The following is a 15197-nucleotide window of genomic DNA, read 5'->3' on the forward strand; positions in this document are numbered from 1 at the left end:
CCGGTGACGTCCCTCGACAAGCCGACCGAAGACACCGGTCAGGCGCAGACCGACGACGCCCGGGCGGTGACCGAGGCCGCGCTGTTCGAGGCGTTCGGCGGGGTCCGCGGCATGGTCGAGACGGTCGTGCCGGGCCTGCTCTTCGTCGCGATCTTCACGATCGACAAGAACCTGCACGTGTCGGCGATCGCCGCGCTGATCGTCTCCCTGGTCCTGGTCGTGGTCCGGCTGGCCATGAAGGACACCGTCAAGCACGCCTTCAGCGGCGTCTTCGGCGTGGCCTTCGGTGTCGTCTTCGCGATGTTCACCGGCAACGCCAAGGACTTCTACCTCCCGGGCATGCTCTACACGCTGGGCCTGGCGCTGGCGTACATCGTCACGACCGTCGCCGGCGTGCCCCTGCTCGGCCTCATCCTGGGCCCGGTCTTCAAGGAGAACCTCTCCTGGCGCACCCGCAACCCGGGCCGCAAGACGGCCTATGCGAAGGCCAGTTGGGCCTGGGGCCTGATCCTGCTCGCCAAGTGCGCGATCCTCTTCCCGCTGTACTGGTGGTCGGACACCACCAAGCTCGGCTGGATCCTGGTCGCCCTGAAGATCCCGCCCTTCCTGCTGGCGGTCTGGCTCACCTGGGTCTTCCTCGTGAAGGCCCCCGCGCCGATCGACGTGTTCGCGGAGATGGAGGCGGAGGAGCGGGCGGAGAAGGAGCGCAAGGCCGCACTGGCCGCCGAGGGCGGCGTCGACCAGGCGGGCGGACGGCACCGCCGGGACGCGTAGACACCGCGCGTACACAGCGATCGCGTAACAGCGGTCGTACGGCGAAGAAGGGCGCCCTCGGTCGCGAGGGCGCCCTTCTCCTGTGCGGTCAGCTCTCCTCGCGCCGCACCGACAGCAGTTCCTCCAGCTGCTCCTCACGGGCCTGCGCGGCCACGAAGAGGAGTTCGTCGCCCGCCTCCAGGGAGTCCTCCCGGGACGGGGTCAGGACCCGTGTGCCGCGGATGATCGTGACCAGCGAGGTGTCCTCGGGCCACTGGACGTCGCCCACCTGGGTGCCGGCCAGGGCCGACTCCTCGGGCAGGGTCAGCTCGACGAGGTTGGCGTCGCCGTGGCTGAAGCGGAGCAGCCGGACCAGGTCGCCGACGCTCACCGCCTCCTCGACCAGGGCGGACATCAGACGCGGGGTGGAGACGGCCACGTCCACGCCCCAGGCCTCGTTGAACAGCCACTCGTTCTTGGGGTTGTTGACACGGGCGACGACGCGCGGGACGCCGTACTCCGTCTTGGCGAGCAGTGAGACCACCAGGTTGACCTTGTCGTCGCCGGTCGCGGCGATGACGACGTTGCAGCGCTGGAGCGCCGCCTCGTCCAGGGACGTGATCTCACAGGCGTCGGCCAGCAGCCACTCCGCCTGCGGCACCCGCTCCACCGAGATGGCGGTCGGGGCCTTGTCGACGAGCAGGACCTCGTGGCCGTTCTCCAGCAGCTCGCCCGCGATCGAGCGGCCGACGGCGCCGGCTCCGGCAATGGCGACCCTCATCAGTGACCGCCCTCCTCTTCCGGGCCCTGGGCGAAGGCGGCTTCGACCTTGGCCACGTCGTCCGTCCGCATCATCACGTGCACGAGGTCACCCTCCTGCAGCACGGTCTGCGAACTCGGCAGGATCGCCTCGCCCAGGCGGGTCAGGAACGCCACGCGGACGCCCGTCTCCTCCTGGAGCTTGCTGATCTTGTGGCCGACCCACTTCGCCGACGCGTGCACCTCGGCGAGCTGCACGCCGCCGGTGGGATCGCGCCACAGCGGCTCGGCGCCCGACGGCAGCAGCCGGCGCAGCATCTGGTCGGCGGTCCAGCGCACCGTGGCCACGGTGGGGATGCCCAGGCGCTGGTAGACCTCCGCGCGGCGGGGGTCGTAGATGCGGGCGGCCACGTTCTCGACGCCGAACATCTCGCGGGCCACACGCGCGGAGATGATGTTGGAGTTGTCACCGCTGGAGACAGCGGCGAAGGCGCCGGCCTCCTCGATACCCGCCTCGCGCAGGGTGTCCTGGTCGAAGCCGACGCCGGTGACCCGGCGGCCCCCGAAACCGGGGCCCAGACGACGGAAGGCGGTGGGGTCCTGATCGATCACTGCGACCGTGTGGCCCTGTTGCTCCAGGGTCTGGGCGAGAGCGGAACCAACTCTTCCGCAGCCCATGATGACGATGTGCACGACCGTCCTTCCGGTGTCCAAAAGTTACTGCTCAGCCTCAGGGTCTCAGACCGACGCCCAAAGCTACACAGCGGCGCCGAGGGGTTGGCTACCCCCGTGCGGCCGACAGGGCCGTGTACGGCATGTGTACGGGGTGATGATCAGGTACATACAGAGCGTTGATCATGGGCGTGCACGGTGTTGATCATGTGTGGATCAGGTGGTGGTTACATGTGCGCGTGTCAGCGCTCCGCGTCGGCGACCACCTGACGGGGACGTCGGCGAGTGATGCTGCGCACGCTGCACAGGGTCAGGATTCCGACGCCGACGAGGGCGAGTGTCGCCCCGATCAGCTCCGCGATGGCGGGCATGGAGCCTCCGAAGTGCGATGACAGGCGGGGTTTGCCATCTAGGCACGGGGAGCGCGCGGACCACGGAATCCGCAGTCGCGCGCTCCCGTGATTTCACTCGTGAGGCAGATCGATGACGCCGGGTGGGCGGCAGCCAGTTCGAACCCTTACGATCCTCTGTCGTGTCCAAACTGACCGACGTGCCCAAACGGATCCTGATCGGGCGCGCACTGCGCAGTGACCGGCTGGGCGAAACGCTCCTGCCGAAGCGCATCGCACTCCCCGTCTTCGCCTCCGACCCGCTTTCCTCCGTCGCCTACGCGCCGGGCGAGGTGCTGCTGGTCCTGTCCATCGCGGGCGTGTCGGCGTACCACTTCAGCCCCTGGATCGCGGTCGCGGTCGTCGTGCTGATGTTCACGGTGGTCGCCTCCTACCGGCAGAACGTCCACGCCTACCCGAGCGGCGGCGGCGACTACGAGGTCGCCACCACCAACCTCGGCCCCAGGGCGGGCCTGACCGTCGCCAGCGCCCTGCTCGTCGACTACGTCCTCACCGTCGCTGTCTCCATCGCCTCCGGCATCGAGAACCTCGGCTCCGCCGTCCCGTTCGTGGTGCAGCACAAGGTGCTGTGCGCGGTCGCCGTGATCGTGCTGCTGACGCTGATGAACCTGCGCGGCGTCAAGGAGTCCGGCAAGCTCTTCGCGATCCCGACGTACGTGTTCGTCGGCGGCGTCTTCGTCATGATCGCCTGGGGCGCCTTCCGGGGCCTGGTCCTCGGCGACTCCATGCGCGCCCCGACGGCCGACTACCACATCAAGGCCGAACACCAGGGTCTGGCCGGCTTCGCGCTGGTCTTCCTGCTGCTGCGCGCCTTCTCCTCCGGCTGTGCCGCGCTCACCGGCGTGGAGGCCATCTCCAACGGCGTCCCGGCCTTCCGCAAGCCCAAGTCGAAGAACGCGGCGACCACCCTCGCCATGATGGGCCTGCTGGCCGTCACCATGTTCTGCGGCATCATCGCCCTCGCCATGACGACCAAGGTCCACATGGCGGAGAACCCGGCGACCGATCTGCTCCACAACGGCGTCGGCCTCGGCTCCGGCTACGTCCAGAACCCGGTGATCTCCCAGGTCGCCGAGGCGGTCTTCGGCAAGGGCAGCTTCCTGTTCGTCGTCCTGGCGGCGGCGACGGCGCTGGTCCTCTTCCTGGCCGCCAACACGGCGTACAACGGCTTCCCGCTGCTCGGCTCGATCCTCGCCCAGGACCGCTACCTCCCGCGCCAGCTGCACACCCGCGGCGACCGCCTCGCCTTCTCGAACGGCATCGTGCTGCTCGCGGGCGCGGCGAGCCTGCTGACGATCATCTACGGCGCGGACTCCACACGGCTGATCCAGCTCTACATCGTCGGCGTGTTCGTCTCCTTCACGCTCAGCCAGACCGGCATGGTCCGGCACTGGAACCGCCACCTGGCGACCGAGACGGACGACGCCAAGCGCCGCCACATGATGCGCTCCCGCGCGATCAACGCCTTCGGCGCCTTCTTCACCGGTCTGGTGCTCGTCGTCGTCCTCGTCACCAAGTTCACGCACGGTGCCTGGGTCGCCCTCATGGGCATGTGCATCTTCTACGCGACGATGACCGCGATCCGCCGGCACTACGACCGCGTGGCCGAGGAGATCGCAGCCCCCGAGAGCCCTGCCGCCGACGACGACCTGACCCGCCCGTCGCGGGTGCGCTCGGTCGTGCTCATCTCGAAGATCCACCGTCCCACGCTGCGCGCCCTGGCCTACGCCAAGCTGATGCGCTCGGACACCCTGGAGGCGCTCACGGTCAACGTCGACGCGGCGGAGACCAAGGCCCTGCGCGAGGAGTGGGAGCGGCGCGGCATCGACGTACCGCTGAAGGTCCTCGACTCGCCGTACCGCGAGGTCACGCGCCCGGTGATCGAGTACGTGAAGAGCCTGCGCGCGGAGTCGCCGCGGGACGCGGTGTCGGTGATCATCCCCGAGTACGTGGTCGGCCACTGGTACGAGCACCTGCTGCACAACCAGAGCGCCCTGCGCCTGAAGGGCCGCCTGCTCTTCACGCCCGGCGTGATGGTCACCTCCGTCCCCTACCAGCTGGCGTCCTCCGAGGCGGCCAAGCTGCGCGCCCGCAGGCGCCAGGAGTGGAGCGCGCCGGGCGCCGTGCGGCGAGGGCCGGCGGCGGAGCGGGCCAAGGCGACTCCGGCGGCGAAGGAGTCCCCGGCGGCCAAGGACTGAGCCGTCGACGGCGTCGACGGCGTCGGTGCGACCGCGGACCGAGGGGGAGCGGCGAGGCCGTAGACTGGTGGGCTGTTGTCCGGCCCACCCGTTTGCGGCCGCTTCCCCTTCTGGATCTGGAGTCACCCCGCCATGCAGGCAGAACCGACGAAGTCTCTGGTGGGCGAGGAGTACGAGGTCGAGATCGGCCCCGTCGCCCATGGCGGCCACTGCATCGCCCGTACGGCCGAGGGCCAGGTGCTGTTCGTCCGGCACACGCTGCCCGGCGAGCGGGTGCTGGCCCGGGTGACGGAGGGCGAGGAGGGCGCACGCTTCCTGCGCGCGGACGCCGTCGAGATCCTGGAGCCCTCCAAGGACCGCATCGAGGCCCCCTGCCCCTTCGCCGGTCCCGGCCGCTGCGGTGGCTGCGACTGGCAGCACGCCAAGCCGGGCGCCCAGCGCCGGCTCAAGGGCGAGGTGATCGCCGAGCAGCTCCAGCGGCTCGCGGGCCTCACGCCCGAGGAGGCCGGCTGGGACGGCACGGTGATGCCGGCGGAGGGCGACAAGCTGCCCGCGGGCGAGGTCCCGCAGTGGCGCACCCGCGTCCAGTACGCCGTGGACGCCTCGACGGGGCAGGCGGGCCTGCGCCGCCACCGCTCGCACGAGGTCGAGCACATCGACCACTGCATGATCGCGGCGGCCGGGGTGTCCGAGCTGGGCATCGAGCGGCGGGACTGGACCGGCATGGAGTCGGTCGAGGCGATCGCGGCGACGGGCTCCCAGGACCGCCAGGTCATCCTGACCCCGCGCCCGGGTGCCCGCCTCCCCCTGGTCGAACTGGACAAGCCGGTCTCGGTCCTGCGCGTCGACGAGAAGTCGGGCGGCGTGCACCGCGTCCACGGCCGCCCCTTCGTCCGCGAACGCGCGGACGGCCGCACCCACCGCGTCGGGAACGGCGGCTTCTGGCAGGTCCACCCGAAGGCGGCCGACACCCTGGTGACCGCCGTCATGCAGGGCCTGCTGCCCCGCAAGGGCGAGACGGCCCTGGACCTCTACTGCGGAGTGGGCCTGTTCGCGGGGGCACTGGCCGACCGCCTCGGCGAGAACGGCGCGGTCCTCGGCATCGAGTCCGGCAAGCGGGCGGTCGAGGACGCCCGGCACAACCTCGCCGACTTCCCCCGCGTCCGCGTCGAACAGGGCAAGGTCGAATCGGTCCTCCCGCGCACGGGCATCACCGAGGTCGACCTGATCGTCCTCGACCCCCCGCGCGCCGGCGCGGGCCGCGGCACGGTCGCCCACCTCGCCTCCCTCGGCGCGCGCCGCATCGCCTACGTCGCCTGCGATCCCGCTGCGCTCGCCCGCGACCTGGGGTACTTCCGCGAGGGCGGGTACCGGGTACGGACGCTGCGGGCGTTCGATCTGTTTCCGATGACGCATCACGTGGAGTGCGTGGCGATTCTGGAGCCGGCTGAGAAGGGTCGCTGACCTGCACATCAGATGCGGGCCGACAGGCCGTGGCACACCAGCGTCATGATGCCGCGCAGCCTGCCGACCACCATGACGGCGGGTGCGAAGACTCCGGCCGGCTGGCCCATCGGGAAGTGGCGGTTGACGTCGGTGACTGAGTACGGCAGCAACGCGGGCTCCTCGGAGGGTGGTTGGCGTGCGGGACGGAGGCCGGCGGGTCAGCCCATGGGCCGGCTACGGCACTGGCCGGGCACCGAGGGCGGCCTCGACGTGGTGCGGCGCCTCGCCGGACTGCCCGCCACCGCGCCGCAGAAGTAGCTGCGTGTTGCCCTGCGGCCGGCGTACGGGTGATCACTTCCTCGCTCCCGGCCCTCTCCTGCCCAAGCTCCCGCGAGTCGCGAGCTGGAGTGAGCCGTGAGACCGTTGGGCGTCCGGCACAGCGGCATCCAGATGTTCACGGTGAGTACGGCTCGCGGCACACCGGAGTCGGACGACGGCGTCGAGCCCACCGCCCGGGGCTGCCTCAAGGATGACCTCGCCGCCGCTGGCTCGGGTGAGTTGCCGGACCATCGGCAGGCCGAGACCCGTGCCGTCGTGGTCGGCATCGGGAGCCCGCCAGAACCGGTCGAAGGCTCGGTGCCGTTCGGCCTCGGACATGCCGGGTCCTTGGTCGATCACGTGCAGCTCGGCCATGGGCGGGGTGCGGCTGCCTTCCCCGGGGACGGCGGCGGTGGTCAGGGTGATGGCGGTTCCCGGTGGGGAGACGCGCAGCGCGTTCGAGAGCAGGTTGTCGATGATCTGCTCCAGCGCGCCCGGCACCGCCCACACACGAGCGGCGGGGGCTCCGGAGACGACGATGCCGACCTGCTGTTCGTCGGCGAAGGCCGTCCAGATGGCGGCGCGATCGGCGACGACGGCGTTCAGATCGACGGCCTCCGGCCTGATCGCGGAGTTCTCCAGCCGGGCGAGCGCGAGCAGCCCCTGCACCATACGGCTGAGCCGCTCAAGCTCGCCGAGTGCTCGGTCGAGGCTGTCCTGGGCGCAGGGGGCGAGGTGCGGCTCGAAGTTCTCCAGGCGCAGGCGCAGTGAGGTCAGCGGGGTTTTCAGCTGGTGGGATGCCTCGGAGGCGAATGCCCGCTGGGCCTGGAGCAGGTGCTGGAGCCGGGTCGCGGTTCTGGTGAACGAGGTGGCCAGCCGGCGCAGTTCCGGCGGTCCGTGATCGGTGGCCGGTGGATCGGTGATCCGGCCTTCGGCAAGTTGTGCGGTGGCGCGTTCCAGGGCCTGCAGGGGACGGGTGATCGAGCGGGCGAGCGCGAAGCCGATCAGGGAGACGGCGGACAGGACCCCGAGCCCGACGGCGCCGAGGGCCAGCCAGGTGGCGTGGACCTTCGCCTTGAGCGGGCCCAGCGCGTACACGGTCCGCACGACACAGGCGACGGTGGCGTTGGAGCCGCCCGGCACGGTCACGAAGAGGTCCTCGCCCCCCGCGGGAGGGTCGCCATCGGTGCCGGTGGCGGGCTGATCGCGCAGGGCGGCGGAGATGTCCGGCTCGGCGGACAGGTCCTTGCCGACCAGGGAACGGGTGGCGGTGTCGGCGAGGACGATGCCCTTCCGGTCGGCGACGAGTACGCGGCTCCCGGTGCGCTGCCCGTACGCGCGGGCCAGTTCGGGCAGGTCCGCCGTCAGTCCGTGCTCCATCTTGTCCTCGCAGACCTCGGCGAGCGTCATCGCCCCTTGCCGCGCCGTGTGGGAGAAGCGGGACAGCTCGCTGCGGGCGTAGAAGACGCCGAACGGCACTTCGAGCGCGAGCAGGACGAACAGCATGACGCTCAGGTGACTGACGAGCAGGCGACGCGTCACCGGGCGCCTCCGCCGCCCGCTGACCCCGTGGCGGGCGTGGTTTCGGCGCGGGCCGGGGGAACCAGACGGAAGCCGATTCCGCGGATGTTCTCGATCCAGGAGGAGTCGCCGAGTTTGCGGCGCAGGGCGGCGATGTGGACGTCCAGGGTCTTGGTGGGACCGAAGAAGTTCGGTTCCCATGCCGTGTCGAGGATCTGCTGACGGGAGCAGACGGCTCCGGGGTCTTCGGCCAGGCAGACGAGCAGGTCGAACTCCTTGGGCGCCAGGGCGATGGGCGCCTGGTGCAGGTGCACCTGCCGGGTGCGACGGTCAATGGCCAACGGGCCGACCCACTGGATGTGGGACGTCCCCGGTGGCGCCAGGCCATCCGAGGGCTGCGGCTCCTCACGGCAGGTGTCCGGCACGGGAGGCCGCGCGCGGCGAGTGACGGCACGGATCCGGGCGACGAGCTCGCGCACACCGAACGGCTTGGAGACGTAGTCGTCCGCGCCCAGCTCGAGGCCGAGCACGCGATCGACCTCGTCGTCCCTGGCCGTGATCATGATGATCGGCACGGACGAGCGGGCTCGCAGTGCACGGCAGACGTCGAGGCCGTCCATGTCGGGCAGTCCCAGGTCCAGCAGCACCATCGCCGCCTCCGGCGCGGCGAGGCCGTCGGCACCGTTTCTGGCGTGTTCGACGGTGAATCCGAAACGGCTCAGTCCCTCCGTCAACGGTCCGGCCACCCGGTCGTCGTCCTCGATCAGCAAGACACGCATGCCGAAAGGCTCACAGACCTCGGCCGCGGGGTGTGGCGCAAACGCCGGAACCTCCCCCGAGCCGGTGATCCTCCACGGACGGCCTCACCGCAGAAGCGCGGCACGATGACGACATCCAGGACATGGACAGCGTGGAGTAAGCGCAGAGCCAAGGCCGCGAACGTCAGCGTCCGATTCCTCCAGGTGACAGCCGAAACCTGATGTACGGTCAGGTCGCATCGAGGGGCAGTGTCCCCGGCGGAATTGCCTGAAGGCGAGGAGGGGAAAACGCCTCATCGGAGGAATTCGGCGATCCCCGCTGTATGTGCTCTTGCCATCCGCTTGATCGTCTTCCCGTAGCGTCGATCGCACGGCCGGTGCCACTGGGGCACCGCGCGACAAGCGCCGCCGCAAGCACCTGGGATGCCCCATGCCCCTTGATGAACTACGCCGCACGCGCCCGGACCTGGTGGAGCCCTTCACGACCGCACTCCCGGCAGCGCGCGCCACCGTTCTGGCCCGGCTGTGGGGGGCCTTCGTACGAGAACCCCTGCCCGGCCTGAGCGGGCACCGCCGCGAGTCCGACGCCCTGGTGGTCGAGTTGCGGCACGGTGGTTCACTCTCGGCGGCCGAGTCCGGTGCGCAGCCGTTTGCCGAGGTGTCCGAGGACTTCGCCGTAGCCGGGCCCGAGGGTCCGATCCGCGGGCCGGCCCAACTGCTGGCGCAGCTGGGTCTGCGTACCCCGGCGGCGGAACGACTCGCGGCCGAGCTGGACAACAGCGTGGTCAACCTGGCCCTGGCCAGGGCCGCGAACGCGGCCGGCACGCCCCCGCCGAAGGACCCGGCAGACGCCGAGCAGGCGGTGGTCGACGGCCACCCGCAGCACCCCTGCTGCCGGACGCGTACCGGCATGTCGATCGCCGACGTACTCGCCTACGCCCCCGAGCACCACCCCGTCGTCCGGCTGGCACTGCTGCGTGTCACGGCCGACCGCTGGCAGGGCACCGGCGACTGGCCGCGCCACCTGCGCGACGGCGACACGATCCTCCTCCCGCTGCACCCGTGGCAACGGGATCACGTGCTCGCGCACCACCCCGACGTGACCGTCATGGAAGAGACGATCCCCGCCCGCCCGCTGCTGTCGCTGCGCACCCTCGCCCCGCTGGGCGTCCTGCCCGGCTGCCACATCAAGACCGCGCTCGACGTGCAGGTCACCAATTACCGGCGCACCATCTCCCCGGCCGAGGTCGCCGACGGGCCCCAGCTGTCCGACCTGGTCGCGGCCGTCATCGACAAGGCCGGCTACGGCGGCAGCCTGCGCGTCCTGCGGGAGCTGGGCGGCGGCGCGGTGCGCGTGGACGGACGGCCCTCCGCGAGCCTGGCGGCGATGATCCGGGAGTCGACCGAGTGCTGCCTCGATCCGGGTGAGATCGCGGTACCGCTCACCGCCGTCCACGGGACCGGAGCCACCGTGGTGTCAGGCGACCCGGTGCGCTGGCTGGCGGACTTCGCCGGGCTCGTGCTGCCGCCCGCACTGACGCTGCTGTCCATGGGGGTGGCACTGGAGGCCCACGGACAGAACACCCTGGTCGTCCTGCGGGACGGGCGGCCGGTGCGGGTGCTGTACCGGGACCTGGACGGCGTACGCGTCAGCCCGCGCCGCCTGGCCCGGTGCGGCTTCACGCTGCCGCCGCTGGTCGGCACCCGCGCGGGCGATGACGTGGGCGCGCTGCACACCAAACTGTTCGGCGGCCTGATCAGCGGAGTCTTCAGCGAGCTGGTCGACGTCCTCAGCCGGACACGGGCGGCCGATCCCCGCGCGTTGTGGGGTGCGGTGGCCGAGGTCGGCCGCCGGGTGTACGCCGGCCTGCCGAACGAGGAGGACGCGGCGGCCTTCTTCGGCGACACGATGCCGCTGAAGGCGACCATCGCCATGCGCCTGGCCGAGAACCCGGGCAAGGCCCGGTGGACGCCCGTACCCAACCCGCTGGCCCCGTGCCGTTGACGCCCTCCACCGACCGCTGTCCCCCTGGAGCGACCGTATGACCACCGGCACCGCCACCCACGCCACCACGATCGGCGCAAGCACGCCGGTGACGACAGCCGACGCCGTCACCGCCCACACCCTGCTCAACTGCCTGATCCGCGAGGTGTCCGCCCCCGAACACCAGGTGACGGTCGACGACGACCACCTCCTGCTGCGCCTGCCCCGCCGCGGCATCCTGCTGCGCTCCCCGCTGCGCCGGGTCTCGCTGATCGGAGCGCACCGCTTCCGGGGACCGGTGGAGCGGCTCGACGACGGCGTCTGGGTGACCGTGGGCTGGAAGGAGCTGGCCGGTTACATCCAGGACGAACTCGAACTGCGCACGGGTGTCGCCAACGGGGAGTTCCTCACCCAGGTCTCCGACAGCCGCGAGACGATCCGCACCGCCCTCGAAGAGCGGGCGGGCGCCACCCCGCACGCGGACCCGTACGTGGCGTCGGAGCAGTCCCTGGTGTTCGGACACCGCTTCCACCCCACGCCCAAGTCCCGCACCGGCGACCCGGCCGACTGGCTGGCGCACGGCCCGGAGAGCGGCGCACGCTTCCGCCTGCGCTATCTGGCCGTGCGCCGCCGACTCGTGCGCGAGGAGGGCGATCTGCACCAGATGGACGCGCTGCACACGACGACCGACCCGGCATTCGCGGTACTGCCGGTGCACCCGTGGCAGTACCGGCTGCTCAAGGTCCGGGAACGGCTGCACGAAGCCATGGCGTCCGGCGACGTCGTCGACACCGGGGTGAGCGGACCGGAGCTGGTGCCGACCGCCTCGGTGCGCACGCTGTACCACCCCGGCACCGACACGTTCCTGAAGTTCAGCCTGAACGTCCGCCTGACCAACTGTGTCCGCAAGCACGCCAGTTACGAACTGTCCGGCGCCGTCGCTCTCAACCGGCTGCTCCAGCCCGTCTTCGCCGGCCTCGCCGGCCGCTACCCGGGCTGTGCGCTCCTGGCCGAGCCCGGCTACCGCACACTCGACACGGCCGACGACACCGTCCTGCTGGAGGGCCTCGGCGTCATCGTCCGCTCCGGCCTGCGCCCCCACCTGCGCTCCGGGGTGACACCCCTGCTCGCCGCCGCGGTGGCGGACGAGCACCCCACCAGCACAGCCCACGTCTCCCACCTCCTCGCCCGCGGCGACGGGGACGTCCTTGCCTGGTGGGACGCGTACCTGCGACTGCTGCTGCCACCGGTGCTCGCCGCCTACTTCGAACACGGCGTCGTCCTGGAACCCCACCTGCAGAACGTCGTCGTCGGTGTGCACCCCGACGGCACCCCGGCGCAGATGCTCTTCCGCGACCTGGAAGGCACCAAGCTCCTGCCGGGACACCACCAGCGCGCCCTCGCCGATCTGCCGGAGGACGTCCGCGGTCCCCTCACCTACGACCCCGAACGCGGCTGGAACCGCGTCGCGTACTGCCTGCTGGTCAACCACACCGCCGAACTGCTCGGCGCCCTGGCCGACCTGGACCCGACGCTGGAACCCGCCCTGTGGGGCCTGGTCCGCGACCACCTCGACGCCTATGCCCGCACGGCCGGCCAACCACCGCGCCTGCGCGCCCTGTTGTCCGGCGTACCGCTGCCCGCCAAGGCCAACCTCCTCCTGCGCTGGTCCCGCAAGGCCGACCGGCACGCCACCTACGTCCCCCTGCCCAGCCCCCTCGGCGCGGACTTCCCCCGCGGGGTGATCCGGTGAGGCCCGCAACTCTCGACCGCGTCGTCCGGCTGACGGACGACGACCTGCCCGCGTACCTCTACGACCTCCCGGCCCTGCGCGAGCACGTCCGCGCCATCCGGGCCGCACTGCCGGACCGTGTCGAGCTGCTGTACGCGGCCAAGGCCAACGCCGACCCCCGCATCCTGCGGACACTGGCCGGGCACGTCGACGGCTTCGAGGTGGCCTCCGGCGGGGAGCTCAGCCACGTCCGCGGGCTCCTCCCCGAGGCACCGACCGCCTTCGGAGGCCCCGGAAAGACACCGAAGGAACTGGCCCGCGCACTCGACGCCGGAGTGGAGCGCCTGCACGTCGAGAGCGAACACGAACTGCTCCTGCTCGCCGGCCTGTTGGCCGGCCGGACGGCCGATGTCCTCCTGCGCGTCAACCTCCCCGTCGATCTCGGCCAGGTCGCCCTGGCCATGGGCGGGCAGCCCAGCCCCTTCGGGATGGACCCCGGGCGACTGGACCGCTGTCTGGAACTGATCGCCTCCGACCCGCGGATCCGACTGCGCGGCCTCCATCTCCACCTGGCCAGCGGCCTTACGGCCGCAGCCCAGCTGGCGCTCGTCGACGAGGTTCTGACCTGGGCCGAGGACTGGGCGCACCATCACGGCATCGACCTGTGCGAGGTGAACGTCGGCGGCGGGATGGGCGTCGACTACGCGCATCCGCACAGGAAGTTCGACTGGCCGGCCTTCGGCGCCGGCCTCCGCCCGCTCCTGGCCCGCCACCCGCACCTCACGCTGCGGATCGAACCCGGCCGCTCGGTCACCGCCTACTGCGGCTGGTACGTCACCCAGGTGCTGGACATCAAGTTCAGCCGCCGCCAGGCGTTCGCCGTGCTGCGCGGAGGCACCCACCATCTGCGCACTCCGGCCGCGAAACAGCACGACCAGCCCTTCGAGGTGATCCCCGACGACGACTGGCCGTGGCCCTGGGACCGACCGGAGGCCCGTGACGAGCCGGTGACGCTGGTCGGACAGCTGTGCACGCCCAAGGACGTCCTGGCACGCCGGGTCACGGTGAAACGGCTGCGCGTCGGCGACCGCGTCGCCTTCGCCATGGCCGGCGCCTACGCCTGGAACATCTCCCACCACGCCTTTCTCATGCACCCGCACCCGACCTTCCACCACGTCGAAGATGCCGAGCCGTCGGCCACCGGCGGCGCGTACGCCCGTCAGACGCCATGAGCGGGGGCTCTCGCCCGCCGGTGACGGCCGTACTCACCGTCCGGAACTTCCGTCGCTACCTGCTCGGGCAGCTGACCTCCAACATCGGTACCTGGATGCAGCGTGCCGCGCAGGACCTGCTCGTCCTCCACCTCACCGGTGACAGCGGCGCCGCGGTCGGCATCGTGACCGCGCTGCAGTTCCTGCCGCAGACCCTGTTCGGCCTGACCGGCGGGGTCCTGGCCGACCGGTACCCCAAACGGCGGCTTCTGCTGCTCACCCAGACCGCCATGGGCGCGCAGTCACTCCTGCTCGGGCTGCTGACCGTCACCGGCGCGGTGCATCTGTGGTCCGTCTATGCGCTGGCCTTCGCCCTCGGCACCGCCACCGCCGTGGACAGCCCCGCCCGCAACGCCTACATCGCCGAACTGGTCGCCCGTGATCGCGTGGCCACGGCGGTCAGCCTGAACTCCGCCCAGTTCAACGTGGCCCGCACCCTCGGCCCGGCTCTCGCCGGCCTGACGGTCGCCGCCTTCGGCACGGGCCCGGTGTTCCTCGTGAACGCGGCCTCGTACCTGGCGGTCCTCTACGGCCTGGTCACCATGCGTACGGCCGACCCGCCGGACCACGGCCGGCCCCGACCCGGCCGTACCCGACTGCGGGACGCCTTTCGTCACATCGCGTCCACGCCCGAACTGCTCCTGCCGATCAGTCTCATCGCCTTCGTCGGCACCTTCGGCCTCAACTTCCAGGTCACCATCTCCCTCGTGGCGATCACGGCCTTCCACACGGGCGCCGCCGCCTTCGGTTCCCTCTCCGCCGCGTACGCCCTGGGCAGCCTCATCGGCGCGATCCACGGGGCGAGCCGCGGCAAGCAACCCACCGCGCGCCGTCTGATCTCCGCCACGGTCGTGTTCGGCGCGCTGGAAGCGGCGCAGGGCCTGATGCCGGGCTACGGCACGTTCATGGCGCTGCTGGTCCCCACCGGATTCGCCGCGGTGCTCGTGACCACCACTGCCAACGCGCTGACCCAGCTCCATGCCGAGCCGCACCTGCGGGGCCGCGTCATGTCCGTCTACTTCCTGGTCCTCCTCGGCGGCACTCCCGTAGGCGCCCCCCTGGTCGGCCTGGTGTCGGACACCCTCGGCGCCCGCTCGACCCTGGTCCTGGGCGGCCTCGTCTCGGTGTCCTCCGCGCTCGCCCTCTCCGCCTTGATCACAGGCCGGATCCCACGACCTGCCCGTGTCACGGGAGCGGCCTCGGTGACCGGCTCACCCCTCGCCTCAGCCCGGCTGGCAGGGGACCGGCCGACCGACCGCTGAGGCGTACACGACGGCAGTCACCCCTCGAGGCCCTGCGTGCCGTCGCCCTCCAGGGCCGCCGCCACCACCGAGCCTCGCCCTCACGAGCGTCTGCTGATTCGCCTCGAACGGTG

At 71.3% G+C, this 15197-nt stretch carries 13 protein-coding genes; 7 read left to right on the forward strand and 6 right to left on the reverse strand.

From position 1 onward, the window contains the following. The first annotated feature begins 3 nt into the window (after positions 1–3). Positions 4–774: a DUF3159 domain-containing protein gene (locus BIV23_RS29380; protein ID WP_071384008.1), complete on the forward strand. Its 771-nt coding sequence runs from the start codon at positions 4–6 to the stop codon at positions 772–774. 88 nt (positions 775–862) lie between these two features. Here BIV23_RS29380 and BIV23_RS29385 read toward each other — a convergent pair whose 3' ends face one another. The 3 genes from BIV23_RS29385 to BIV23_RS53290 all read right to left on the reverse strand — a co-directional run bounded on the left by BIV23_RS29385 (position 863) and on the right by BIV23_RS53290 (position 2555). After that, positions 863–1534 (reverse strand): potassium channel family protein, encoded by a 672-nt coding sequence (locus BIV23_RS29385; protein WP_071384009.1) that lies wholly within the window; start codon positions 1532–1534, stop codon positions 863–865. Then, positions 1534–2205, reverse strand: a complete 672-nt coding sequence (locus BIV23_RS29390; protein WP_071384010.1) for a potassium channel family protein — start codon at positions 2203–2205, stop codon at positions 1534–1536. The genes BIV23_RS29385 and BIV23_RS29390 overlap by 1 nt, the downstream gene beginning before the upstream one ends. A 221-nt stretch (positions 2206–2426) precedes the next feature. Continuing rightward, positions 2427–2555, reverse strand: coding sequence for a hypothetical protein (locus tag BIV23_RS53290; RefSeq protein WP_281250172.1), 129 nt, complete (start codon positions 2553–2555; stop codon positions 2427–2429). Between the two features lie 161 nt (positions 2556–2716). On the opposite strand from BIV23_RS53290, the gene BIV23_RS29395 reads away from it, so the two are divergent. After that, positions 2717–4792 carry an APC family permease gene (locus tag BIV23_RS29395; RefSeq protein ID WP_071384011.1) on the forward strand — a complete coding sequence of 692 codons (2076 nt, stop codon included), beginning with the start codon at positions 2717–2719 and terminating at the stop codon, positions 4790–4792. Between the two features lie 132 nt (positions 4793–4924). Then, positions 4925–6256 carry a class I SAM-dependent RNA methyltransferase gene (locus BIV23_RS29400; protein WP_071384012.1) on the forward strand — a complete coding sequence of 444 codons (1332 nt, stop codon included), beginning with the start codon at positions 4925–4927 and terminating at the stop codon, positions 6254–6256. An 8-nt stretch (positions 6257–6264) separates the two neighbouring features. On the opposite strand, the gene BIV23_RS50600 is transcribed toward BIV23_RS29400, so the two are convergent. The 3 genes from BIV23_RS50600 to BIV23_RS29410 form a co-directional block, all read right to left on the reverse strand. Beyond that, complete coding sequence (locus tag BIV23_RS50600; protein ID WP_177240078.1) at positions 6265–6408, reverse strand: hypothetical protein; 144 nt, start codon at positions 6406–6408, stop codon at positions 6265–6267. A 181-nt stretch (positions 6409–6589) separates the two neighbouring features. After that, positions 6590–8098 (reverse strand): sensor histidine kinase, encoded by a 1509-nt coding sequence (locus BIV23_RS29405; protein ID WP_079173465.1) that lies wholly within the window; start codon positions 8096–8098, stop codon positions 6590–6592. After that, positions 8095–8856, reverse strand: coding sequence for a response regulator transcription factor (locus BIV23_RS29410; RefSeq protein ID WP_071384013.1), 762 nt, complete (start codon positions 8854–8856; stop codon positions 8095–8097). Before BIV23_RS29410 ends, BIV23_RS29405 begins: the two co-directional genes overlap by 4 nt. Before the next feature lie 409 nt (positions 8857–9265). Here BIV23_RS29410 and BIV23_RS29415 point away from each other — a divergent pair, with 409 nt between their 5' ends. From BIV23_RS29415 to BIV23_RS29430, 4 genes are read left to right on the forward strand one after another with little or no spacing between them, the layout of a single operon-like run. Further along, positions 9266–10840 carry an IucA/IucC family protein gene (locus BIV23_RS29415; protein ID WP_071384014.1) on the forward strand — a complete coding sequence of 525 codons (1575 nt, stop codon included), beginning with the start codon at positions 9266–9268 and terminating at the stop codon, positions 10838–10840. Positions 10841–10877: 37 nt separating this feature from the next. Further along, on the forward strand, positions 10878–12572 hold the full coding sequence (locus tag BIV23_RS29420) for an IucA/IucC family protein (RefSeq protein WP_071384015.1): 1695 nt from the start codon (positions 10878–10880) through the stop codon (positions 12570–12572). Next, positions 12569–13783 (forward strand): type III PLP-dependent enzyme, encoded by a 1215-nt coding sequence (locus BIV23_RS29425; RefSeq protein ID WP_071384016.1) that lies wholly within the window; start codon positions 12569–12571, stop codon positions 13781–13783. The genes BIV23_RS29420 and BIV23_RS29425 overlap by 4 nt, the downstream gene beginning before the upstream one ends. Then, on the forward strand, positions 13780–15084 hold the full coding sequence (locus BIV23_RS29430; protein ID WP_245790692.1) for an MFS transporter: 1305 nt from the start codon (positions 13780–13782) through the stop codon (positions 15082–15084). Before BIV23_RS29425 ends, BIV23_RS29430 begins: the two co-directional genes overlap by 4 nt. Positions 15085–15197 lie beyond the last annotated feature (113 nt).

This window comes from Streptomyces monashensis (assembly GCF_001866665.1).
Classification (GTDB): Bacteria; Actinomycetota; Actinomycetes; order Streptomycetales; family Streptomycetaceae; genus Streptomyces; species Streptomyces monashensis.